Origin of the sequence: Rhizobium sp. Leaf262 (genome assembly GCF_001422245.1) — a bacterium.
Classification (GTDB): Bacteria; Pseudomonadota; Alphaproteobacteria; order Rhizobiales; family Rhizobiaceae; genus Agrobacterium.
Window position 1 is genome coordinate 411,722 of the sequence record NZ_LMMM01000001.1, and the last position, 22,646, is coordinate 434,367.

The 22,646-nt window shown below is 57.9% G+C and carries 22 protein-coding genes; 8 read left to right on the forward strand and 14 right to left on the reverse strand.

Annotated features, from left to right (window positions below; all coding sequences use genetic code 11):
* Position 1 precedes the first annotated feature (1 nt).
* Genes ASF29_RS01885 through ASF29_RS01900 form a run of 4 tightly spaced genes read right to left on the reverse strand, consistent with a single transcriptional unit; the run spans position 2 to position 3,208 of the window.
* Entirely contained in the window at positions 2–544 is a 543-nt protein-coding gene (locus ASF29_RS01885; protein WP_062447993.1) for a chemotaxis protein CheW, read from the reverse strand.
* On the reverse strand, positions 541–2,532 hold the full coding sequence (locus tag ASF29_RS01890; RefSeq protein WP_062447996.1) for a chemotaxis protein CheA: 1,992 nt from the start codon (positions 2,530–2,532) through the stop codon (positions 541–543). Before ASF29_RS01890 ends, ASF29_RS01885 begins: the two co-directional genes overlap by 4 nt.
* Positions 2,529–2,897 (reverse strand): response regulator, encoded by a 369-nt coding sequence (locus ASF29_RS01895; RefSeq protein WP_062447997.1) that lies wholly within the window; start codon positions 2,895–2,897, stop codon positions 2,529–2,531. Before ASF29_RS01895 ends, ASF29_RS01890 begins: the two co-directional genes overlap by 4 nt.
* Positions 2,894–3,208, reverse strand: coding sequence for an STAS domain-containing protein (locus ASF29_RS01900; protein ID WP_062447999.1), 315 nt, complete (start codon positions 3,206–3,208; stop codon positions 2,894–2,896). Before ASF29_RS01900 ends, ASF29_RS01895 begins: the two co-directional genes overlap by 4 nt.
* Before the next feature lie 861 nt (positions 3,209–4,069).
* Between ASF29_RS01900 and ASF29_RS01905 the strand changes: the two genes are divergently transcribed.
* The 6 genes from ASF29_RS01905 (at position 4,070) to ASF29_RS01930 (ending at position 10,349) form a co-directional block, all read left to right on the forward strand.
* Positions 4,070–5,305, forward strand: a complete 1,236-nt coding sequence (locus ASF29_RS01905) for an ABC transporter substrate-binding protein (RefSeq protein ID WP_062448001.1) — start codon at positions 4,070–4,072, stop codon at positions 5,303–5,305.
* A gap of 147 nt (positions 5,306–5,452) precedes the next feature.
* Positions 5,453–6,355 (forward strand): sugar ABC transporter permease, encoded by a 903-nt coding sequence (locus tag ASF29_RS01910; protein WP_062448005.1) that lies wholly within the window; start codon positions 5,453–5,455, stop codon positions 6,353–6,355.
* On the forward strand, positions 6,348–7,289 hold the full coding sequence (locus tag ASF29_RS01915; protein WP_062448007.1) for a carbohydrate ABC transporter permease: 942 nt from the start codon (positions 6,348–6,350) through the stop codon (positions 7,287–7,289). Before ASF29_RS01910 ends, ASF29_RS01915 begins: the two co-directional genes overlap by 8 nt.
* 5 nt (positions 7,290–7,294) lie before the next feature.
* Entirely contained in the window at positions 7,295–8,383 is a 1,089-nt protein-coding gene (locus ASF29_RS01920; RefSeq protein ID WP_062448008.1) for an ABC transporter ATP-binding protein, read from the forward strand.
* A gap of 48 nt (positions 8,384–8,431) precedes the next feature.
* A complete protein-coding gene (locus tag ASF29_RS01925; protein ID WP_062448010.1) occupies positions 8,432–9,193 on the forward strand; it encodes a sugar phosphate isomerase/epimerase in 762 nt (253 codons plus the stop codon).
* Positions 9,194–9,215: 22 nt separating this feature from the next.
* Complete coding sequence (locus ASF29_RS01930) at positions 9,216–10,349, forward strand: Gfo/Idh/MocA family oxidoreductase (protein ID WP_062448013.1); 1,134 nt, start codon at positions 9,216–9,218, stop codon at positions 10,347–10,349.
* A gap of 46 nt (positions 10,350–10,395) precedes the next feature.
* Here the strand turns inward: ASF29_RS01930 and ASF29_RS01935 are convergent, their stop codons facing one another.
* Positions 10,396–11,205 carry an endonuclease/exonuclease/phosphatase family protein gene (locus ASF29_RS01935; RefSeq protein ID WP_244473473.1) on the reverse strand — a complete coding sequence of 270 codons (810 nt, stop codon included), beginning with the start codon at positions 11,203–11,205 and terminating at the stop codon, positions 10,396–10,398.
* Between the two features lie 62 nt (positions 11,206–11,267).
* On the reverse strand, positions 11,268–12,728 hold the full coding sequence (locus ASF29_RS01940; RefSeq protein ID WP_062448017.1) for a phospholipase D-like domain-containing protein: 1,461 nt from the start codon (positions 12,726–12,728) through the stop codon (positions 11,268–11,270).
* A gap of 239 nt (positions 12,729–12,967) precedes the next feature.
* On the opposite strand from ASF29_RS01940, the gene ASF29_RS01945 reads away from it, so the two are divergent.
* Positions 12,968–14,260: a murein L,D-transpeptidase family protein gene (locus tag ASF29_RS01945; protein WP_062448019.1), complete on the forward strand. Its 1,293-nt coding sequence runs from the start codon at positions 12,968–12,970 to the stop codon at positions 14,258–14,260.
* Entirely contained in the window at positions 14,257–14,490 is a 234-nt protein-coding gene (locus ASF29_RS01950) for a sulfurtransferase TusA family protein (RefSeq protein WP_062448021.1), read from the forward strand. The genes ASF29_RS01945 and ASF29_RS01950 overlap by 4 nt, the downstream gene beginning before the upstream one ends.
* Before the next feature lie 8 nt (positions 14,491–14,498).
* On the opposite strand, the gene queE is transcribed toward ASF29_RS01950, so the two are convergent.
* The 8 genes from queE to ASF29_RS01990 form a co-directional block, all read right to left on the reverse strand.
* Positions 14,499–15,236, reverse strand: a complete 738-nt coding sequence (queE, locus tag ASF29_RS01955; protein WP_062448023.1) for a 7-carboxy-7-deazaguanine synthase QueE — start codon at positions 15,234–15,236, stop codon at positions 14,499–14,501.
* Positions 15,233–15,601, reverse strand: a complete 369-nt coding sequence (gene queD / locus ASF29_RS01960) for a 6-carboxytetrahydropterin synthase QueD (protein ID WP_062448026.1) — start codon at positions 15,599–15,601, stop codon at positions 15,233–15,235. The genes queE and queD overlap by 4 nt, the downstream gene beginning before the upstream one ends.
* A complete protein-coding gene (gene queC / locus ASF29_RS01965; protein WP_062448028.1) occupies positions 15,601–16,311 on the reverse strand; it encodes a 7-cyano-7-deazaguanine synthase QueC in 711 nt (236 codons plus the stop codon). The genes queD and queC overlap by 1 nt, the downstream gene beginning before the upstream one ends.
* Positions 16,312–16,443: 132 nt before the next feature.
* Entirely contained in the window at positions 16,444–18,426 is a 1,983-nt protein-coding gene (locus ASF29_RS01970; RefSeq protein ID WP_062448031.1) for a phosphatase PAP2 family protein, read from the reverse strand.
* Between the two features lie 172 nt (positions 18,427–18,598).
* Positions 18,599–19,429, reverse strand: coding sequence for an ABC transporter ATP-binding protein (locus ASF29_RS01975; RefSeq protein WP_062448033.1), 831 nt, complete (start codon positions 19,427–19,429; stop codon positions 18,599–18,601).
* The gene (locus ASF29_RS01980; protein ID WP_062448035.1) at positions 19,426–20,466 is read right to left on the reverse strand and encodes an iron ABC transporter permease; all 1,041 of its coding nucleotides are present in this window, start codon (positions 20,464–20,466) and stop codon (positions 19,426–19,428) included. The genes ASF29_RS01975 and ASF29_RS01980 overlap by 4 nt, the downstream gene beginning before the upstream one ends.
* Entirely contained in the window at positions 20,463–21,506 is a 1,044-nt protein-coding gene (locus ASF29_RS01985; RefSeq protein WP_062448037.1) for an iron ABC transporter permease, read from the reverse strand. The genes ASF29_RS01980 and ASF29_RS01985 overlap by 4 nt, the downstream gene beginning before the upstream one ends.
* On the reverse strand, positions 21,507–22,514 hold the full coding sequence (locus ASF29_RS01990) for an iron-siderophore ABC transporter substrate-binding protein (RefSeq protein WP_062448625.1): 1,008 nt from the start codon (positions 22,512–22,514) through the stop codon (positions 21,507–21,509).
* Positions 22,515–22,646 lie beyond the last annotated feature (132 nt).

Here is a 22,646-nt window from a genome sequence, read left to right on the forward strand (position 1 = left end):
TCTAGAATTCCTTCGAGAGTTCGATGACGTTGTTGCGGGACGTGCCTTTTGCGGATGCGTCAGGCTGTGAGGTAAAGATGGCATTGAGGTTGGGAAGAATGACGAACTCGCTGCCTCTCTTGACGAGGCAGTTGATGTAGTCAGGGCGCCACCGCATGCCCACGCTTGGTGGTTGTTCGCTGGCTGCCTTGGAGAACGTAGTGACTTCGTAGACCTTGTCGGTTCGCAGACCGACCAGCGTCCGTTCGCCCTCAATCGGCAATTCGATGACGATGATGCGGCTGTCGATGGTTTTTTCAGCAGCACCCATGCCGAAGGCCAGACGAATATCGGCGAGCGGAATGACCTTGCCACGGAAATTGATGACGCTGGCCACGAACGGCTTGCTACCGGGAACGGCAGTTTCAGGCAGAAGATCGAGAATTTCCTGGACCTGCACGGCTTCGATGGCAAAGGTTTCACCTTCGATGCTGAAGGTCAGAACTTCGAGGTCGTCGCTGCTGCCCCACACGTCTTCGGGCTGTTTCAAAAGTGGCTGGTTCATCCGGCAATACGCATTTGCGCCTCCTGCTGCTGGCCTGCGGCCACGAGGTGTCCGACATCGAGAATGAGGGCGACGCTGCCATCACCCAGAATGGTTGCGCCAGAGAAGGTCGCGACATCGTGGTGGAGTTTCGACATCGCCTTGATGACGGTCTGGTGGTCACCGATGATCTGGTCGACGACGAGGCCGACTCGCTCCGACCCCGTCGAGATGACGACGACTTTCTGGAACTGATCGGGCTTTGTGCCGGTGTGGAAGAGTTCGCGCAGGCGAATGAAGGGAACGAGGCTTTCCCGCAGCGAAATGAACGAGCGGCCACGCGACTTGACGTCATTTTCGGGAGAAAGCTCGAGGCATTCTTCTACTGCAGACAGCGGAATGACGTAGCAGCCGGAGCCGACCCGTACGAGGAGGCCGTCGATGATCGCAAGCGTAAGCGGAATGGCGAGGGTGATTTCCGACCCCGCGCCCGGCGTGCTTGTGACATTGATCGTGCCGCGCAGGGCTTCGATCGTCTTCTTCACCACGTCCATGCCGACACCGCGACCGGAAAGATTGGTGACCTGAGCTGCGGTCGAGAAGCCCGGCTCGAAGATCATCTGCAGGAGTTCCTGGTCGGTCAGCGTGGCACCGGGTGCAACCAGACCGGAAGATTCAGCCTTTGCCCGTACTCGCTGGCGATCGATCCCGCGACCGTCGTCACGAATGGTGATGGTCACGTCGCCACCGGTCTGGCGTGCGACCAGCGTGACCTGCCCGGCAGGCTTCTTCCCTGCTGCGATACGTTCATCAGGCGTTTCAAGCCCATGATCGCAGGAGTTGCGCACGAGATGGACGAGCGGATCGGCGAGGCGTTCGATGACAGCCTTGTCGACTTCGGTGCTTTCGCCTTCCGTCACAAGCTCGATCTGCTTTCCGGTCTCGCGGGCGAGATCGTGGACGAGGCGGCGGAAGCGTCCGAACAGCTGCGTGATGGGCACCATGCGCAGCACCATCATCGTATCGCGGAGCTCGCCCGACAGGCGCTCGACATCTTCCGAGACGGAGCGAAGCTGGATATCCACGCTGGTATTTGCAAGCTGCGACAGTCGCGACTGGGCGATGACGAGCTCACCGACGCGGTCCATCAATTCGTCAAGGCGCTCGGCGGGAACGCGAACGTTTTCGGCGCTCTTGTTCTGTTTGCCATCGGCGTTGGCCTGCGCGGCTGTGGGATTGGCCTTTGCCGCTTCTTCCACGGGTGCCGGTGGCGGCGTGATTTCAGCGGATGGCGCAGGCTCGCTCGAGATTTTTTTGACCTCGATCTCCATATCGTCCATGACGAAGATGAAGACATCATCGATGGCCGAGCGCGGGTGATCCATCGTCAGTGTGACCGACCAGGACAGATAGAGGTTGGTCGGGTCAATCGCATCGAGTGCGGGAATGGCTGCCGTGTTGACGGCAATCGTGCATTCTCCCAGTTCTGCCAGTTCATCCAGAAGGCCGAGCGGGTTCGTGCCGTTAGCCATGGCGTTGGCAGGAAGGCTGAAATCGATCTGCCAGGTAGCGGCAGACGGTTCGTCCGCCTTCGTGGCTGTGACTGGCGAGGCTGAATGTTGAACGGTGCTTGCGCCACTGCCAACCGCTGCTTCCAGCTTGGCGAGAAGGCGATCCCCCGTTTCGGGAAAGGCGGTTGCGGGATTGTCGACGAGGCGGCGCATGTGGTCCTGCGCCTCAAGAACAGCTGCGATCAACTCGCTGCTGGCCGGTACCTCACCCTTGCGAACCCGGTCGAAAGCGGTTTCGCAATGGTGCGTGAAGGCTGCCAGCGCCTCGAATCCGAACATGGCTCCGGACCCCTTGAGAGTATGCAGGCCGCGAAAGACGGCGTCGATCTGTCCCTGATTGGACAGGTCATGCAACAGATCGAGCAGACCGCTTTCGATTTGCTCGAAAAGCTCTGCCGCCTCTGTTCTGAAAACCTGAATGGGGTCCAGTATATTCATCTACCGAGAACCTTTTTAACGATTTTGACGAGATTTTCCGGGTCGAACGGCTTCGTGACCCAGCCGGTCGCGCCTGCAGCCTTCGCGCGGGCTTTCATGTCTGCGTCCGACTCCGTGGTCAAAAAGATGATCGGAATGCCGGTATGCGCAGGCGACTGGCGCAGTGCTTCGATCATTTCAAGACCATTCATGTTCGGCATGTTCAGGTCGGTAACGATGAGATCGAACGAACCACCTTTGGCCTTGTTCAGGCCATCTGCACCATCAACTGCTTCCGTCACCTGATAACCTGCGTTCGTCAGGGCAATTTTCGTCGTCATTCTGATGCTGGCAGAATCGTCGACGGTGAGAATGTTGGCGCTCATTGTATTTCCTTTCCATGCAGCCAGAAGAGGCGAGAGGCCTCGTCCATAGTCGTGAGAAAGCCGCCGCGGCGCAGGGTATCGACGACACCGGGCGAGGCTGGCTTCGTAAGAGTGATGTATTTGCCCTCTGCGCGCGCATAGAGCCGCGACGCTTCGATGAGCTGTATGAAACTCAGATCGGTCTGGGCATCGGCTGGGATGTCGATGGTGACAGCCTTGTTCATCTGCAGGGCTTCGAGAAGGCTCTCCTGCACGGCAGCAATTCCGCGAATGGAAAGGGAAGGGGGCAAATTGAGTATCTCTGGTGTCATCAGTGTTCCTAAATTTCCACGTTGCCTTCGAATGCAAGTCAGCCACAGTCGTCGCGCGTCCTCATCGACATTGCGGCATCCGCCGTCATGCCGACGTGTCAGCGTCGATTGACACTTCATGGATTTGGGTCCGTCTTACGCGTATCGCGGTCGGCAACGGCGTATCGCCTGTCACGGTACAACCGGACACAGCTCATCCGCCCTTGTCGGCAGAGCCCCATGCTTCGATTGACGATGAAAAGACAGCCGCGACCGCGCCGTCCTCGCCAAGCGGGAAAGCGTTTCAAATCCGTACATTCTTGAAAATCGGGCAGGCTTCATGCAACCCGTTACGACGGCGGAACCACTTCGACTGCGTGTCGTTATCTCTTGTTCCGGCCTGTCATATTAGCTTATTGATATGCGTGGAGTGGTTAAGGCGTAGTTAATAGCGGTTGCGATTAGTCGCAGTCCTTAAGACTTATGGTCGCATTGCCTTAATTGAAGTGCGCTGAAGGAGAATATAGCGCATTTTACTACCTATAATAGATACGACAATATTCGCAGGCAGCGACGAGGAGCCTCGTGTGAATACCTTGGCTGTGCTTGCTTAAATGGATGTTCAGTCTGGTCAGTTAGTTGCCGTCGGTTCAAAATTTGCTTTCTGCAAATTGTCTTGACGCCAGAGAATGAAATTCTACGCAGTTTCTTTGCATATGTCAGTTTTTTCCCAAACTCGCATCACGCGGCAGCCAATGCGTTCCATAAGTACCTGTAAAATATGAATTTTAGTGAGCTTAATTTTTTATGACCCGCGCTGTTGCAGAACCGGAATGATTCGAATAGGTTTTTACGGCAACGTTTCAGTGAGGGAGGAGACTCATGCGCATTCGTTTTATTTCGGCCGCTCTGGCGGCTGGTGTCATGTTACCGGCGGGGTTTGCCGGGGCCACTGACCTCGAGGTGACGCACTGGTGGACATCGGGTGGCGAAGCCGCCGCGGTGGGAGAGCTGGCCAAGGCGTTCGATGCAACCGGAAATAAATGGATTGATGGCGCGATTGCCGGGTCCGGCGGTACAGCAAGGCCGATCATGATCAGCCGTATCACCGGTGGTGATCCGATGGGTGCAACCCAGTTCAATCATGGCCGTCAGGCAGAGGAACTCGTTCAGTCTGGACTGATGCGTGATCTGACGGATGTTGCGGAAAAGGGCAACTGGAAAGAGGTCATCAAGCCGTCCAGTCTGTTGGATAGCTGCACCATCGATGGCAAGATTTATTGTGCGCCTGTCAACATTCACTCCTGGCAGTGGTTGTGGCTTTCCAATGCTGCCTTCAAAAAGGCTGGCGTTGAGGTTCCGAAAAACTGGACTGAATTCATTGCCGCAGCCCCAGCGCTTCAAAAGGCTGGCATTCAGCCTCTCGCCCTGGGTGGGCAGGCCTGGCAGGCCAATGGTCTGTTCGACACGCTGATGATTTCGCTGGGTGGCAAAGACCTTTACGAAAAAGTCTACAAGAATAAGGACGCTGACGTCGCAGCAGGCGCGGATATGCAGAAAATCTTCGCTGCGGCCGACGAAGCCCGCAAGCTGACCAAGGGTTCAAACGTTCAGGACTGGAACCAGGCAACCAATATGGTCATCACCGGTAAAGCCGGTGGTCAGATCATGGGCGATTGGGCGCAGGGTGAATTCCAGCTTGCAAACCAGAAAGCTGGCACAGACTACACTTGCCTTCCGGGTCTCGGCCTCAATGAGTATTTGACAGCCAACGGCGACGCCTTCTATTTCCCGCTGCTTAAAGATGAAGCCAAGTCCAAGGCGCAGGAAGTGCTTGCCGAAGTTATCGTCGATCCCAAGACACAGGTTGCATTCAACCTGAAGAAGGGCTCCCTGCCGATCAGGGGTGACGTTGACCTCGGTGTAGCGAATGACTGCATGAAGAAGGGCTTGGCCATTCTTGCGAAAGGCAGCGTTCTTCCCAGTACCGATCAGCTAATTTCCGCCGATACGCAAAAGCAGAAAGAAGACTTGATGTCGGAATTTTTCGCTAACGCATCTCTGACGGCTGAAGCCGCCCAGAAGCGTTTCGCTGACATCATCTCGTCTGCGGACTGATCCTCAAGGTCTGAACCGGGCTTTTCGGTTCAGACACCTCCTTGCCGGACCTTGCAACGCCGTTTTGGCGTGTCTGGAAAATGTGCCGCGGAATGGCTTCCGGCTACCCGCTGCACAATCAACCATTATGATTGATAGGGAGTGGTCATGGCAGTCAAAAGCCATTCTGGTCGTCCAAACCAGCTGTTCCGCAATCTGAATTCTAAGATTGCATCGATACCCATGATCCTGACCGCGATGGTCATCTTCCTGGGCGGAACGATCTGGACGGTCGTTTATTCTTTTACAAATTCGAAATTGCTGCCTCGCGCGACTTTTATTGGTTTTGAGCAGTATGAGCGCCTGTGGGCTGCACCACGCTGGATCATTTCGATCCAGAACCTTGCCATTTATGGTATTCTTTCGCTGATTTTCAGTCTCGTCATCGGCTTCGTGCTGGCGGCGCTGATGGACCAGAAGATACGATTTGAAAATACCTTCCGCACGATCTTTCTTTATCCATTCGCACTCTCATTCATCGTCACGGGTCTGGTGTGGCAATGGCTGCTCAATCCGGAGTTCGGCGTTCAAGCCGTTGTGCGGTCTCTCGGATGGGAGAGCTTCACGTTCGACCCGCTCTATAACTCGGATTTCGTGATCTATGGCATCCTGATCGCAGCGCTCTGGCAGGGCACCGGCCTCGTCATGTGCCTGATGCTGGCGGGTCTGCGCGGCATCGATGAGGATATCTGGAAGGCTTCGCGGGTAGACGGCATTCCCATGTGGAAAACCTACATCCTCATTGTCATTCCCATGATGCGTCCGGTTTTCATCACCACGCTCGTCATCATCGCCAGCGGCATCGTCAAGGTTTACGATCTGGTGGTGGCGCAAACCAGTGGTGGACCCGGCATCGCGTCGGAAGTGCCGGCCAAATATGTCTATGACTACATGTTCCAGGCGCAGAATCTGGGGCAGGGCTTTGCCGCTTCCACCATGATGCTGCTCACCGTTGCTATCATCATCATTCCATGGGCTTACCTCGAATTTGGAGGGCGCAAACGTGGCTAACATCTCGACGCTCAATACCGTTGCCGCTGGCGTGGATGCCGTTTCGAAGGACGTGAGCGGACCTCGCGGACGCAAGCCGCGCAAGCGCCTGTCCCGACGCAACATCATCCTGTACGGAACGCTCACCGTCGCCGCTCTCTATTATCTCCTGCCGCTTTACGTGATGGTCGTCACATCGCTGAAAGGCATGCCGGAAATCCGTATGGGCAATATCTTCGCCCCACCGCTGGAAATCACCTTCGAGCCTTGGGTCAAGGCCTGGGCCAATGCCTGCACGGGCTTGAACTGCGATGGCCTGTCGCGCGGCTTCTGGAACTCCGTGCGGATCATGCTCCCGTCCACCATCGTATCGATCGTGATTGCTTCGATCAGCGGTTACGCTCTGGCGAACTGGAAGTTCAAAGGTTCGGAGCTGTTCTTCTCCATTCTCATCATCGGTGCGTTCATTCCCTATCAGGTCATGATCTATCCGATCGTGATCGTTCTGCGCGAACTGGGCATTTACGGCACGCTGACCGGCCTCATCATCGTCCATACGATTTTCGGCATGCCCATTCTGACGCTGTTGTTCCGCAACTACTTCGCGGGCCTGCCGGAAGAGTTGTTCAAGGCGGCCCGTATCGATGGTGCGAATTTCTGGCAAATCTATTTCCGCATCATGGCGCCCATGTCGCTGCCGATTTTCGTGGTGGCCATGATCCTGCAGGTTACCGGCATCTGGAACGACTTCCTGTTCGGCGTCGTCTTCACCAGACCGGAATATTACCCGATGACGGTTCAGCTCAACAACATCGTCAACTCGGTTCAAGGCGTGAAGGAATACAACGTCAACATGGCGGCAACCCTTCTCACCGGTGCCGTTCCGCTGCTCGTCTATTTCGTTTCAGGCAGACTTTTTGTCCGCGGCATCGCCGCAGGCGCAGTCAAGGGTTAAGCTTCATGAATAAAAGCGTTTCCATTCGCGACCTGTCTTTGTCATTCGGTGCGGTCAACGTGCTGACAGACCTCAATCTCGACATTTACGAAGGTGAGTTTCTCGTTCTTCTCGGCTCGTCCGGCTGCGGAAAATCCACATTGCTCAATTGCATTGCTGGACTTCTGGAGCCGACGGAAGGGCAAATCTTCATCAAGGACCGCAACGTCACATGGGAAGAGCCAAAAGATCGCGGCATCGGCATGGTGTTCCAGTCTTACGCGCTCTACCCGCAGATGACGGTTGAAAAGAACCTGTCCTTCGGCCTGCAAGTGGCCAAAGTTCCCAAGGAAGAAATCGACAAGCGCGTCAAGCGCGCCGCTGGCATTCTTCAGATCGAGCCGCTGCTGAAAAGAAAGCCCGCCGAGCTTTCGGGCGGACAGCGTCAGCGTGTCGCCATCGGCCGCGCACTGGTGCGCGACGTGGATGTGTTTCTGTTCGATGAACCTCTGTCCAACCTCGATGCAAAACTGCGCTCCGAACTGCGCGTGGAAATCAAACGGCTCCACCAGTCGCTGAAAAACACGATGATCTATGTCACGCATGACCAGATCGAAGCGCTGACGCTGGCAGACCGCATCGCCATCATGAAAAGCGGTGTCATCCAGCAGCTGGATGATCCGATTTCCATCTACAATAGGCCAAGAAACCTGTTCGTTGCCGGCTTTATCGGTTCCCCGTCCATGAACTTCCTGCGGGGCGAACTGGCTGAGAAAAACGGCAAGGTCGAATTCGTGGCCAATGGCGTCAGCTTCACCCTCGATGGATATGATGCCTCCACGCCACTCACCGCAGGAACTCCTGCCGTTCTCGGCGTGCGTCCGGAGCATGTGCGGGTCGATAACGATATCACCGGTGGCGACATCCACGACGCCGTGGTCGACATCGAAGAGCCGATGGGTGCCGATAACCTCATCTGGCTCAAGCTTGCCGGTCACACATTGTCGGTGCGTGTCGGCGGGCATCGCCGTTTTGCGCCCGGCACGAAGGTCAAGCTCGCCTTCGATATGTCCATGGCCTCGCTGTTCGATGCGACGACGGAAGAGCGCATCTAAGACAATCCTTCATTCCACCAGACACCGTCCCAATGTCAGGAGAGACAGATGACGAAACTCGGCTTTCAACTTTACAGCGCGCGTAACTTCCCGCCGCTTGCGGATATTCTCAAGAAACTCTCAGCGGCAGGCTACGCCCATGTCGAAGGCTTCGGCGGCATTTACGGCACCATGGACGACGCTGCACTCAAGGCTCTGCGTGCCGATCTCGACGCCAATAATCTGACCATGCCAACCGGCCATTTCGGTCTGGATATGCTGGAGAAAGAGCCGCAGAAAGCGCTGAACATCGCGAAAATCCTCGGCGTGGAAACGATCTATTGCCCGCACCTCATGCCTGATCAGCGCCCCACCGATGCCGCCGGTTGGCTGGCTTTCGGCAAGCGTCTTCAGGAGGCTGCCAAGCCCTACCGCGACGCAGGTCTGGCCTTTGGCTGGCACAACCACGATTTCGAATTCGTGAAGCTGGAAGACGGCTCCACACCACAGGAGCAAATCTTTGCAGGCGGGCCTGAGCTGGAGTGGGAAGCAGACATCGCGTGGATCATTCGCGGCAAAGCCGATCCGCTTGAATGGATTGAGCGTTATGCCAGCCGCATCACGGCTGTGCATGTGAAGGACATCGCGCCAGCCGGTGAAAGTACGGATGAAGACGGCTGGGCGGATGTTGGTCACGGCACGGTGGACTGGAAAGGTCTTGTCGATGTGCTGAAGAAAACCGCCGTTAAATATTATGTCGTTGAACATGATAATCCAAAGGATGTCGACCGTCTGATCACCCGATCGATCGCATCCTTCAACAGCTACTAATCCAAAATCCGGAGTAACATTCATGGCCAAGGAACTTGGCGTCGGCATCATTGGATGCGGCAATATCTCAACGACCTATTTTTCGCTCTCCCCGCTTTTCAGGGGCCTGAAGGTTCTGGCCTGCGCAGACCTTAACCGCAGTGCGGCAGAGCTGAGAGCCGAAGAATACGGTGTCAAAGCGCAGTCCATCGAAGAACTGCTTCAGAACGACGAAATCGACGTGGTGGTGAACCTCACCATCCCGTCCGCCCACTTTGGTGTCTCGAAGGCCATTCTCGAAGCGGGCAAACATGTTTACTCGGAAAAGCCGCTTGTGCTCACGCTGGAAGAAGGCGAAGAGCTGCGGCGCATCGCGACGGGAAAGAAGCTTGCCGTCGGTTGCGCACCGGATACTTTCCTCGGTGGCGCGCATCAGCTTGCCCGCAAATATATCGACGAGGGTAAGGTCGGGCGCATCACCTCCGGCACATGCCATGTGATGAGCCCAGGTATGGAGATGTGGCATCCCAACCCTGGCTTCTTCTTCCTCGAAGGCGGCGGCCCGATCCTCGATCTCGGCCCGTACTATATCGCCAACCTCATCAACCTCATCGGACCGGTCAAACGTGTCGGCGCCTTGACGTCGATGGCAAACCCAACCCGTACCGTGACCAGCCAGCCGCTGAACGGCACGGTCATTCCGGTCGAGACGCCGACCAACATTCACGCGCTTCTGGAATTTGCCAATGGCGCGACGATCACGCTTTCGGCAAGCTGGGATGTCTGGTCTCACCGCCATGCCAACATGGAACTCTACGGTACCGAGGGATCGCTCTTCGTGCCGGATCCGAATTTCTTCGGCGGTGTGGTCGAGGCGAGTGGTCGCGACAAGGATATTCAGCCGCTGGAAAACTGGGATCATCCTTTCGGCATCGCCAACCAGGAAAGCCCGCAGGGCGCGCGCGCCAATTATCGCACGGCCGGTCTTGCCGATATGGCTCAGGCGCTGATCGAAGGACGTGACGCGCGCTGCTCTCTGGATCGCTCGTTGCACGGCATCGATGTCATGACATCGATCCTGAAATCGGGTGAAGAGGGCCGCTTCATCGAGCTGACGACGACATGCAGCCAGCCGGCGGCCCTGGGTGTCGAGGAAGCCAGAGCGCTGCTGCGCTAAATCATGCGGGCGGGTGCGCTACAGCGTATCCGCCTTCGCCATCCCATCAGCCGCCAAGAACGTCAGTGCGAATTGCTGCCTTTAGCGGCAGGTGGTCGGACGCAATCCTCGACAAAGCGCTATCATGCGCCGTCACATTTTCGATCAGACCTTCGCGGTTGGATATGATCCGGTCCAGGGCAAGCACTGGCAGACCCGAGGGAAAGCTCGGAACTGCCGGCGGCAAGGTGCCAAAGGCATCGCGAAACGTATTGAGCGACGAGCCATTGCCCAGCCGCCACTCGTTGAGATCGCCCAAAAGGATGGTGGGCTGTTCGTCGCGCGTGTTCAGAAGCTCCACAAGAGCCTTGGCCTGCTGCGCGCGGGAGCGGCGCAATAGCCCGAAGTGGGCGGCAATGATCCGCAATGTCCCGCCCTGTTTCAGCTCCAGTTCAACGACCAACGCGCCGCGCGGCTCAAGACCAGGCAGCTTGAGCGGGTGCACGTCGCGCACGGACCCTTCCTTGAACAGAACCACATTGCCGTGCCAGCCATGCGCCTTGGCTCCGGCGCTGATCGGCACAGGCGTCAGTCCACATTCTCGCTCCAGGCGGATCAGATCAAGCAGTCCGGTGCGTTCTCCAAAACGGCTATCCGCTTCCTGCAGCGCGATGATGTCGGCGCCGATTTCCTGAATGACATGGCTGATGCGATCAGGGTCGAATTTTCGATCCCGCCCCACGCATTTATGGACGTTGTAGGACGCTATGATAGGAAGGCCGTCTTCACCGCAGCCCTTGCTCTGGGGTTGGCGTTTGTTGCGGTTGCGCAGAGATGTCACCAGAACGGAGGACAGGCTGTCGGGCTTCGTCCGTATCAATTTTCTATCTCGCATCAACGCCACTCATTCCCAGTTCTATTTTTCAAGCCCGTTCACCCTCACAGATAGGGTGATGCCAACCACAGAACCCGTTCGAAAAGCCTGACAATGAACGGGCGGGCGCGCAAGTCTTCCAGATTTACCGGCACTGCAGTTTCCTGCGCATTGCTGATGCTCTCACCAACAGCTTCGGCAAAACCCTCATCCATAACTTCGATGTCCACCTCAAAGTTCAATCGCAACGATCTTGGGTCGAGATTGGAAGAGCCGACATATGACCAGCGATCGTCGATAACGAGGAGTTTGGAATGATTGAAGGGGCCGGTCGCGCGCCAGATTCGGCAATAACTTTTTAACATCTGGTCGAACTGGGCGGTCATGGCATGATCGACGAGCGTCAGATTGTTGTTGGCGGGAACGATGATGTCCACCTGCACGCCGCGCCTGGCGGCAGTCGTCAGGGCTGAAATCAACTCGCGGTCTGGTAGAAAGTAAGGCGACATGATGCGGATCGAGGATCGCGCAACGGAAAATGCGCCCATCAGCATCTTGTGGCTGGTTTCGATGCTGTTGTCCGGACCGGACGCGACGACGCGCGCGAGAACCGGCTCTCCCGGCTCTCCTTCCGGCAGCGTCACATCCCAGACTGGACCGTCGAGCAACTCGCCTGTCGTAAACCGCCAGTCTTCGGCGGCAACCGTGAACAGATCCGCCACCAACGGGCCTTTGACCCGAAAATGGGTATCGTGTGAATGGTGCTCCTGCGCAAATTCCGCGGTAAATCCTTCGCGAATATTCATGCCTCCGGTAAAGGCCACGCGCCCGTCCACGACAAGAATCTTCCGGTGCGTTCTCAGATTTGCATAGGGCAGGCGCAGGCCCATGATGACATTGCCATTGAAGACGGCACCGCGGATGGCCGCTTTTCGAAGCGCCGGCAGGATGCTGGGTACCGAATAGCGCGCTCCCACGGCATCCACCAGCACTCTGACCTCCACGCCGCGCTCACAGGCATCGGACAAGGCGTCCACGAAACGCTGGCCTATATGGTCCTGATCGAAGATGTAGGTTTCGAGGATGATCGAGCGCTTGGCGCTGGCGATGGCATCCAACATGGCCGAGTAGGCCATATCGCCCGAGTGCAGGGGATCGATGACATTGCTCGTGGTCAAGGCGGTGCGTGTAACGCGGTCCCCCACGGTTTTCATCGAAACGAAACGTCGTCCGAATCGCTCGACGACCAGTTGGTCATCGGCATCGAAACGGGCAACGCGTTCCATGATCGTTCCATGCATCAGCGATCGCTGTTGTCCGAGCGTGCTTCGCCGGATTCGGTTGATGCCGGCGACGGCGTAAATGGCCGCACCCACGACGGGCGACAGCAGGATGACGCCGACCCATCCCAGTGCCGTGCGCACCTCTTGTTTCGTCATCGTTGCATGGATGGCTGCGGCTGCGCCCATGATAACGGACAGTGTCGCCAGTATGTGCGGCCAATAGGCGGTCATCAGGTCAATCATAGCCGGAATATAGAGGAGTTGGGCATGGCCGCAAGCTGCATCGCCTGGACGGGCTGTAGCGATGTGTTAATGCTTTGTCAGCTATAATTCGGCCAGGAAACGAACGATACCGATGAGATCATGAGAGCCGATCAGCCGCCATTCGCTGGAAATAGACTGGCGATGACAAGTCCGCGGACTTGTATTCAAATCCGAAATATTTTACCACCTTCCGACATCCTGAAAACTGGTGCAACGCCATGCGTTTGAGACATTTTGCGCTTTTTGCCTGCACAGCTCTCATGCTGACGGGTTGCAATGAAACGCTCGAGACTGTCGAGCGTGATGTTTCCCATGTGAAAAACAAGGTCGATTACCCGCTGGCACCATCTATTCTTGCCGAAATGGACAAGAAGAACATGGATCGCAACGCGCCGATCATGATCCGTATCCTGAAGGAAGAGGGCACGCTGGAAATATGGAAGGCCCGCCGTGACAATCGCTTCGATGTCATCGCCTCCTACGATATCTGCGCGTGGTCAGGAAAGCTGGGCCCGAAGATCAAGGAAGGTGACCGGCAGGCACCGGAGGGTTTCTATAATCTCACGCCGGGGCACCTGAACCCCAATTCCAGTTACTACCTTGCGATCAATACCGGCTTTCCCAATCGCTTTGATCAGGCGAACGGACGCAATGGCACCAACCTGATGATCCATGGCGCCTGCTCCTCTTCGGGTTGCTATTCCATGACCGATGCGCAGGTTCTGGAAATTTATGGTTTCGCCCGCGATGCTTTCAAGGGTGGCCAGAAGACGGTCCAGCTGCAGGCGCTGCCGTTCCGCATGTCGGCGGAAAACATGGCGCGTCATCGCAACAGCGAGCACTTCGAATTCTGGAAAATGCTGAAGGTCGGCTACGATAATTTCGAGGTGACCAAGCGCCCGCCAGAGGTTAACGTCTGCGAAAAGAAATATGTCTTCAACCAGCAGGCCGAAGGCGGTCAGTTCAATGCGGCGGCTTCCTGCCCCAAGATGAGCACACCACCGGCTTTGGCCAGCGCGCTGATGAGCTACGACAAGACCTACGACCTTGCTTATGCCAAGGCATCGAAGAAACTCGATGGTATGGTCTGGTATGATCCGAGCGAAGCGGAACGCAAGGCGCTGGTGGCGGAAAAGCGTAAAGGCCGCGAGCCCGCTTACGCCCCGACCGGCTCTGCGCTGAAGGCTGGCAAGCTGATGAAAGAAACAGAGTTTGCCGCGCTGATGGAGAAAAAGGCGACCAAGGGCGTGTCGGCTCCGGCAGCAACGGCAATTGCGTCCGCCGCAAATCCGCGGGCAACGACAGCACCGACTACAACCACGCCATCGCCTGCGGTCAGCGCTGCTGCGCCCACGATGGTCGCGTCCGCCGCGCCGGTCGCAGCGCGTCCGCAGGTTGGCGCGCAACAGAGCATTCCCGTTCCTGCCGTGAACCCCCTCGCATTCTCGGCTCCGCCGCAGCCCGATGATGCGCAGAAGAAGCCATTCTGGAAATTCTGGGCCAAGGAATGAGCGCAGGCTCGATTGAAATCTACGATCTGAGGGGGCTGAAATGCCCCCTTCCTGTTTTGCGCTGCCGGAAAAGGCTGTCATCGATGCAGCAAGGCGAGGAGTTGCTCGTGGAAACAAGTGACCCGCTCGCCATCATCGACATTCCGCACATGTGTCGGGAAGACGGACACAGCCTTCTTGAGATGATGCCCATCGGAGCAGGTCACAGATTTCGCATCCGCAAGGCGTGACTGCCCTTTTAAACGCCGCGTTTGTTGCCCCAGAGCAGCACGTGCAATTGCGGCAGCACGCGCACGTCGAACCATCGGTCCTCGCTGACTTTCTCCACCAGCCACAGCATACGGTCCATGATGCCGTCCATATCGACCACGGCGGCATCGTCATCCGGCGGGGGTGGCGTATGATTTCCCGGCTGAAGATAGACCGGTAAAGCGGGATATCGTGCGCTCGCCTCGCGGGCATATCGATAATCGACATCATCGAACACCACGACTTTAAGCGCCATCTGGGGCTTGTCTCCTGCGGCAGCAAGACAGTTGTCGAAGTCCGTCCAGTCTGTCTGCATGCCGCTGGATGGCGGCTTGGGGCTGAGCACCAGATAATCGAGCGCGCCGAACCAGTCCTTTGCTAGGCTACCCTGCGTTTCCAAGGCAAAGCGGTAGCCTTCCCTATGTCCTTTTTCGATCAGCGGTCCCAAAGGCTGGATCGCCGGATTACCACCGGAAAGCGATATGGTCAGTGGTCGTGACCCGGAAAGCCGGGTGACCTCCTGCCAGATCGCATCGACGGACATCGGCACCCAGTCTTCGCGGTACTGGCTGTCCACCGCATGCAGCGTGTCGCACCATGAACAGCGGTAGTCACAGCCGCCAGTGCGCACGAAAACCGTTGGCACACCGATTAAAAGACCTTCGCCCTGGATCGTCGGTCCGAAAATCTCGCTGATGCGGATCGGGCTTTCCCTGGGCGTGCTCATGGCTGAGCCTGCGGTCGATATTCCGCCCAGGTCTTGGCCGTTTCGCTCACGCGCACAGCACTCGTCTCGGGCAGCCGCGCCTTGCACCAGTCGTAGAAATGCTGCGCCAGGCGCTCGGCGGTCACCATGTCATGCCCCAACACGTCGTTGAGGTGGCGATGGTCGAAACGGTCATCGATATAGTGCTTGAGCGGCGCCAGTTCATGGTAATCGCGCACGAAGCCGTGCTCGTTAAGCGTCGGGCCGGAAAGCTCCACTTCCACGATATAATTGTGGCCATGAAGTCGCGCGCATTGGTGATCGGCGGGCAGGTTTTTCAGTTGATGCGATGCCGAAAAGTGGAACTCCTTGGTAATCCGAAACATCATCGCACCTCCTGCGCCGCATAGGCGCTGGTGGCAGCCACCCAGAAATCTGGATCCTCATAGCCGGTCGGATCGGAGATGCCTGCCAGATGGAAAGCCTCCCGCCGCTCCACGCAGGTTCCGCAGCGTCCACAATGGCGCATGCCGCCCTTGTAGCAGGACCATGTCTGCGCAAACGGTGTATGATGTTTGGCACCGTCGGTCACGATGTCGGCCTTGGAAACCGTCACGTAAGGTGCAAGCAGCGTAACGTCGGCATAGCCTTCAAGGGCATGTCGCTGCATGGCGTTGAAGCTGTCGATGAAGCCGGGGCGGCAATCGGGGTAGATGAAGTGATCGCCCCCATGCACAGCAATGGCAACCGCTTGCGCCTGTTGTGCTGCCGCCAGGCCGAAAGCGATGGTCAGCATGATGGCATTGCGGTTGGGCACCACGGTGGAGCGCATCGTTTCTTCGGCATAATGCCCGTCCGGCACGTCGACATCGTCGGTAAGGGCCGAGCCGGTCAGATGCGCGCCGATGGGCCTGATGTCTATGACGTGGTGCGGCACGGAAAGCCGTTGGGCACAGAGTGCGGCGAAGTCCAGCTCCTTTTTATGGCGCTGGCCATAGTCGAAGGAGATGAGCGCGATAAGGTCGTGTTCCGCTGCCATTCTATGAGCAAGCGAAACGGAGTCCAATCCGCCGGAGCAGATGACGATGGTTTTCATGGTTGGGATCCCTTGTTTTGACCGGGTGGGCTGCGACCGGATTACGGTGCGGCTTCTAGTCCAAGTCGGGACCCTTGTGAAGAGGCGTCGGCATTTTTACGTTGACGCCTGCCCGTCGTGTCGGAATGGAGCCTATTCTACGATCACCGAAACGCCAGTGCCCGTATAGATGGGCCGAAGCTTGACACCTCCATCGGCCTCGATCGATGCGAACGTGCCTTTGAGTGTCCCTGCCGATAGAACCGGGAGTTTTGTCCCCGGAACCGGCGCGTCCTTTCCGAAGGTGACACGAAGCGTCGCGTCTCCGATATTCACATGCCCGGCGACTTGCAGAGGGACCTTGACATCGTTGATAGAAAGCGTGCCTCCCGTCTGGGTGTAGTCGCCCGTCACTATGACGCCATCAGCGGCGTCGAGCGTCAGCGTACCGCCGCTCACCATGACGCTGCCCGTGCCAAGCGCAGTTTTAGAGGCGGCAGTCAATGTACCATCCTCCACCGTAACACCACCGGAATAGCTATTGTTGCCTGCAAGTTCGAGCGCGCCGGTTCCCGATTTGACGAGCCTGCCGGCACCGGAGATATCGTTGGTCCAGCGGTCCTTTGCGTTGAAGCCACCTGCGGCGGCATCCATCTTCACGGTCACGTCTCCATCAAAGGCGCCGTAACCGGAGGCGGCCGCAACGAGATTGATGCGACCCCATCCATTGCTGTCGTCGAGCAGCGGATAGCCGGATTCGATGCCGGTGGTGAACAGAACCGCGCGGCGTTGCGACGCATCGAGATAGGGAAGGCGGGTTTCCAGGAGAACCTCGGCTCCCTTTGGCACAATCATGGCAAGACGTGGAGCTGTGGCGTCGCGACTGAAGGAGTAGGTCATGCGCCTGCGGTAGTCTTGCCTGTTTGCCGTTTCATCCGCGAAAGCATCACTTGCCTTGTCGGCGCTGTGCGCGAACTCTTCGAGAGTCTGGCCCTGTGGCAGTCGCTTGTTGAAGTAAGCCTGTACTTCATCATGTGCAGCTTTTTTAACGTCGGCATATCTGCCATCCTGCAAGACGGCAGCGGCGATTGCCGTGGCGGTGATGCGCCCGCCCATGACGTCAAGCGGGGAGTGCATGCCTGCCACGATGCGCGTTTCACCCAGTTCCGACGCCTTGGTCAGCAATTCCGAAAATCGTTCCGGTACGGCATAGGCATAGGCGAGGGCTGCCAGATAGGCGGCATTGGTGTGCCCGCTTGGAAAGCCGCCATCCTTCGCCCGCCCTCGATGCTCCCTGGCGTATCGCAGGGCCGGCACGGTCACGTCGGGAATGGAGTCATACTGCTCAAAGGTCTTGTCGCCGATTGTTTCGGTACCGGTCTGGATGACCTCACCCTTGGCGTTCATGCGCCAGGGTCGGGGTGTCGAATAGAAGTATTTGGAAGGAGAGGTTGTGGCTTCGGGGCCGCGCATGGCCTTCATGAAGGCCACGAAATTCTTCAGCTCCGAGGTGTTGGTCCCCGCTTCCGTGCCCTTGTCGTCCTCCCGCCTGGTGATGACGTGATTGACGTTGAAGTCGCTCAGCGTGTGATTGATCGTCGTCGTCGCTCCGGAACCTTCGCGATACCACGCTGCCAGCGGCCCAAGACCATCGATGACGCTGTAACCCTGGGGTCGGCGGTCGTTCAGATAGGCGTTCAAGGCCTCCGCATCCGTGCGGTTCTTTCCGGTAACGGAAATGACGTAGCGCATGTTCTCAGCCCAGACATCTGGGTTCAAAATTTTTACCTTGCTGTAATCCGTGGGTCCATCGCCATTGGCGCCGCCGTTTGCCCACTGGTCGTCGCCCAGTGTCCAGATGCGGTTGAACCCGGACAATATCCTGATGACGGGATTGTCTTTGTCGTCATAGGCTTGAACCGCCGCGCCGTTTGCGGACTTGCCCGTCTGGTTGCGGTAATTGTCTGCGACGGGAAGAGGGTAGGCGACCGAGGGCTCGGGAACGGTGATATCATAGCCAGTGCCGACTGACCCGCCGCCTTCGAACGCCTGCACCTGGGACGCCACGCCGATGATGGCGATGGAGGCAAGCAGGCTTGATCGAACAAAAGGAAAATACGTGCGCAGATGGGCCATGCCAATCTCCTCGTCATTGATGCAATGCGCCGAAATCCATGATCACGGTCATGACACGACGGTCTGCAAAAATGCCGGGCGATCATGACAGCTTGTTTACAGTGAAGAATGAATGCGGCGGAAAACGCGCGGATGTCGGAACGCATAAGCCAACAATCGGATTTTAGCAGTCTCAGCCGTTTGCGTCGAAACCGCCGGTGTCGGCGCAATGCATGCGATGTCGGCCGATGGGCAGCATCATGGGGCGGCCCGAGGTCGGGTCTGTAATGATCCGGCTTTCAAGCCCGAAGACCTCTCGCACGTTGTCCTGCGTCAAAACTTCCTCTGGCGAGCCGAAGACGTGCAGGCGACCTTGCGCCATCGCCACCAGATGGTCGGCGTATCGTGCCGCGAGATTGAGGTCATGCAGTACCATGACGATGGTGGTGCCACGACTGTGATTGAGATCGGTCAGGAGGTCGAGAACTTCGACCTGATGGCTGATGTCGAGGAAGGTCGTGGGTTCGTCGAGCAACAGAATTTCGGTTTGCTGGGCCAGCGCCATGGCGATCCACACACGCTGGCGCTGGCCACCGGAGAGTTCGTCCACGGGTCGTTCCGCCAGTTCGAACGTCTTGGTTGCCTCAAGGGCGGCGGCAACGGCATCGTTATCCTCGTTGCTCCAGCGCGATAACATGCCCTGATGGGGATGACGGCCTCTGCTGACGAGATCGGCAACGGTGATACCTTCGGGAGCGATGGGAGATTGTGGAAGAAGCCCCAATGTCTTCGCCAGTTTTTTGGGCGCGATACTGTGAATGGATTTGCCATCCAGCAGAACCTGGCCCCGACGTGGCGAGATCAGCCGTGACATCGTGCGTAAAAGCGTTGATTTTCCGCAGGCATTGGCCCCCACGATCACTGTGATCTTCCCCTGCGGGACGACGAGATCCAGGTTTTCCAGAATGACGGCGTCGCCATATCCGGCGGAAAGTTGGTTGACGGCAAGGGAATGAATGGTCAAAGCGAGCCTCCGGTCCGGTTGGCGCGGATGATGAGGAAAATCAGGTAAGGCGCTCCCAGCGCACCGGTGATGACACCCACGGGGTAGCGGCTCGGTAGCAGGAATTGCCCGCCATAATCACCGGCCAGCACCAGAAGCGCCCCGATGAGCGCAGAGGGCAGCAGCAAAGAGCCGTTGGCTCCAACGATTCGTGCCGCGATGGGCCCCGACAGAAATGCCACGAAGGCGATCGGCCCGGTTACGGCGGTTGCGATGGCAATCATTCCTACGGCAGCGATGATGACGACGATACGGGTCAAGCCGACGCGCACACCCAAAGCCGCAGCCGTATCGTCACCCAGACGCAGCGCATCGAGATCCCGCTGTCGGCCCAGCAGCATTCCGCCGAATACGACAAGTCCGATCAGCAGCGGAGCGACCTGCGACAATTGCGCGCCGTTGACGCTCCCCGTCAGCCAGCGCATGGCCTCCTGCAGGCTCCAGGCAGGGGCGTTGGACAGAATATAGGCGATGACGCTTTCCAGCATGGCTGAAATGCCGATGCCGACAAGAATAAGGCGTGTTCCTGCCACGCCATTGCGGGACGAAAGGGCATAGACCGATAGAGCAACGCCAAGCCCGGCGACGACAGCGAAAACCGATACGATCGGTCCCTTCAGGGACAGCACGACGATGGCGAAGACGGCTGCTGCACTGGCGCCAGAGCTGATGCCGATAATATCGGGGCTGGCGAGAGGATTGCGCAGCATGATCTGGAATGCGACCCCTCCGAGACCGAAGCTGAGGCCGGCCAGAATGCACAGCAGCGCCCTTGGCAACCGCAATTGTCCCACGGTAAAGCCCGCCCCCGGAACGTCATGGCCCAGCAACACCCGCAAGACGTCCATTGGTGGCGTGAATGACTGCCCCAAAACGAGGGTCAGCGAGAAAATCGCAAGCGTCAACGCAACAAGAAGTGCGATGATACGCAGACGTCGCTGCCCCTGCCGGGCGCGTTGTCGCAACAGGTCCTGAATGATGACAGGGCGCGCCGTCATAGATCACGCACCCGCTGTCGCCTGACGATCCAGATGAAAAAAGGTGCGCCGATGAGTGCTGTGACGATACCGACATCCAGCTCAGCGGGTCGCGAGACGACGCGCCCGACGATATCCGCGACCAGCAACAGACACGCCCCGCAAAGGGATGAGAATGGCAGCAGCCAACGATGATCGACCCCCACCAGCAAGCGGCAGACATGCGGGACGACCAGCCCCAGAAAACCGATCGGTCCGCACACCGCTGTCGTTGCTCCACACAATAGAATAGCGCCAAGTGCCGCAAACCCTCGGGCAAGTGCCACGCGTTCGCCCAGTCCAGCCGCCAGTTCGTCGCCCAGGGCCAGAGAATTCAGCTTGCGGGCAGACAGAAGGCTGATCAGAAAGCCGACCGCGAGAAACGGAATGACATGGGAAATTCTGTCGAAGGTCGCCCCGCCGACGCCTCCGATCTGCCAGGAGCGGATGCCACCTGCAATATCGTTCCGGGGTAGTACGACCGCAATCACCAGTGATGAAAAGGCCACGGATGTCGCTGCACCCGCCAAAGCGAGTTTGAGCGGGTTCGCACCACCGCGCCCCAGCGAACCGATCGTATAAACAAAAATTGCAGAACAGGCCGCACCCAGGACAGCGCACCAGATGAAGGCGTTGGCAGAGGCGATATTGAACCAGGCGACACCGATGACGACGGCCAGGGACGCCCCCATATTCACGCCCAATATGCCAGGGTCGGCCAGCGGGTTGCGCGTCACGCCCTGCATCACGGCGCCCGCCAGCCCAAGAGCTGCACCGGCAACGAGTGCGAGAACGGTGCGGGGAAGACGCACGGCAATGGCCGCCTGTTCGATGGTGTCGGTACGTCCGCCAAGTCCTGAAAGAATATCGGCCCAGGCCACATCGCGCGTGCCCACGGCAACGGAGAGAATGCACAACAGCACCAGCGCGGCCAGCAGTCCCACGAGCCAGAGAGATCTGACGCTGTTGGAGCGCCCGACGATCACGGTCGGGGCGCTCTGCCTGACGTATCTGAAAGTCATTTACGGCTTTTCGGTCGACTTTTCGACCGCCTTCGCAAGCAGCGCCGCGTAGTCCTTCAATACCCAGGAAATCGAAAGCGGCGTAGGGTTGGCGGCCGTTCCCAGTGGATTGCGACCCAGCATGACGATGGAGTCGTGTGCCACGGCGGGCATTTTGGACAAGAGTGGATCTGATTTCACCGCATCGAGCAATGGCTGACCGCCATAGGTCACGACGATATCGACGTCATCGAACGCATCGACCCGCTCGGCACTTACGGCGGACGCGAATTGGCCGGGCTTCGTCGCTTCCTTCACGCTTTTGGGGGATGTCAGGCCCAGATCGGTAAAGAATTTAACGCGTGTGTCGTTGGCCGTGTAGAAATTGACCGTGCTGAGATTGGTCGTGTCGAGATGGGTAACGAACATCGCAGTCTTGTTCTTGAGTTGGGGAAAGCCTGCGACGACATCTGCGATCTCCGCATCGATCCGTTTGATCAAAGCCTCTCCCTCCTGCGCCATCCCCAGCCCAAGGCTGTTGAAGCGTATCATCTCGCGCCAGTCGGTCGCCCACGGCGACTCCGGGTAGGCGATCACGGGTGCGATCTGGTTCAACGTATCATAGTCCGATTGGCTGAGGCCCGAATACGCAGCGAGGATCACGTCGGGTCTGGTCTGAGCCACGGCTTCGAAATCGATGCCATCGCCTTCGTCGAACAAGACCGGCTTTTCGGAACCCAGCGCCTTCAGTTTCTCGGCCACCCAAGGCAACAGGCCGTCACCGTCATCATCACCGAAATTGGCAGCGGCAAAGCCTACCGGCACGATGCCCAGAGCCAGAGGCACCTCGTGATTGGCCCACGCCACGGTCGCCACCCGCTCGGGCTTTTTGGAAATCGTCGTCGTGCCCAGAGCGTGTTTGATGACAAGCGGGTAGGTGCTGCCATCCGCTGCCGCGACGCCGGTGAAAGCGACAAGACCGACGCATGCGACGATGAAGGATGATAAGGCGCGGGTGAAGCGCAACATGGAAAAACTCTCTTCATATTGAAACTTGACTTGAACTCTCAGCTTCATGGTGCGAGGTCAAGACCGTTTTCCCTCGCCTCGATAAGGACCCACGAAGTTTCCGTGGTTTTTTACAAAACCGTGGTTTCATAC

What these genes read in the sequence shown, in the direction of transcription:
- queD (WP_062448026.1), bottom strand. Translation starts at nt 15,601, where the DNA reads ATGTTTCGGATTACCAAGGAGTTCCACTTTTCGGCATCGCATCAACTG.
- ASF29_RS01980 (WP_062448035.1), bottom strand. Translation starts at nt 20,466, where the DNA reads ATGACGGCGCGCCCTGTCATCATTCAGGACCTGTTGCGACAACGCGCC.
- ASF29_RS01945 (WP_062448019.1), top strand. Translation starts at nt 12,968, where the DNA reads ATGCGTTTGAGACATTTTGCGCTTTTTGCCTGCACAGCTCTCATGCTG.
- ASF29_RS01910 (WP_062448005.1), top strand. Translation starts at nt 5,453, where the DNA reads ATGGCAGTCAAAAGCCATTCTGGTCGTCCAAACCAGCTGTTCCGCAAT.
- ASF29_RS01985 (WP_062448037.1), bottom strand. Translation starts at nt 21,506, where the DNA reads ATGACTTTCAGATACGTCAGGCAGAGCGCCCCGACCGTGATCGTCGGG.
- ASF29_RS01950 (WP_062448021.1), top strand. Translation starts at nt 14,257, where the DNA reads ATGAGCGCAGGCTCGATTGAAATCTACGATCTGAGGGGGCTGAAATGC.
- ASF29_RS01940 (WP_062448017.1), bottom strand. Translation starts at nt 12,728, where the DNA reads ATGATTGACCTGATGACCGCCTATTGGCCGCACATACTGGCGACACTG.
- ASF29_RS01990 (WP_062448625.1), bottom strand. Translation starts at nt 22,514, where the DNA reads ATGTTGCGCTTCACCCGCGCCTTATCATCCTTCATCGTCGCATGCGTC.
- ASF29_RS01885 (WP_062447993.1), bottom strand. Translation starts at nt 544, where the DNA reads ATGAACCAGCCACTTTTGAAACAGCCCGAAGACGTGTGGGGCAGCAGC.
- queE (WP_062448023.1), bottom strand. Translation starts at nt 15,236, where the DNA reads ATGAGCACGCCCAGGGAAAGCCCGATCCGCATCAGCGAGATTTTCGGA.
- ASF29_RS01970 (WP_062448031.1), bottom strand. Translation starts at nt 18,426, where the DNA reads ATGGCCCATCTGCGCACGTATTTTCCTTTTGTTCGATCAAGCCTGCTT.
- ASF29_RS01900 (WP_062447999.1), bottom strand. Translation starts at nt 3,208, where the DNA reads ATGACACCAGAGATACTCAATTTGCCCCCTTCCCTTTCCATTCGCGGA.
- ASF29_RS01925 (WP_062448010.1), top strand. Translation starts at nt 8,432, where the DNA reads ATGACGAAACTCGGCTTTCAACTTTACAGCGCGCGTAACTTCCCGCCG.
- ASF29_RS01890 (WP_062447996.1), bottom strand. Translation starts at nt 2,532, where the DNA reads ATGAATATACTGGACCCCATTCAGGTTTTCAGAACAGAGGCGGCAGAG.
- ASF29_RS01920 (WP_062448008.1), top strand. Translation starts at nt 7,295, where the DNA reads ATGAATAAAAGCGTTTCCATTCGCGACCTGTCTTTGTCATTCGGTGCG.
- ASF29_RS01905 (WP_062448001.1), top strand. Translation starts at nt 4,070, where the DNA reads ATGCGCATTCGTTTTATTTCGGCCGCTCTGGCGGCTGGTGTCATGTTA.
- ASF29_RS01930 (WP_062448013.1), top strand. Translation starts at nt 9,216, where the DNA reads ATGGCCAAGGAACTTGGCGTCGGCATCATTGGATGCGGCAATATCTCA.
- queC (WP_062448028.1), bottom strand. Translation starts at nt 16,311, where the DNA reads ATGAAAACCATCGTCATCTGCTCCGGCGGATTGGACTCCGTTTCGCTT.
- ASF29_RS01895 (WP_062447997.1), bottom strand. Translation starts at nt 2,897, where the DNA reads ATGAGCGCCAACATTCTCACCGTCGACGATTCTGCCAGCATCAGAATG.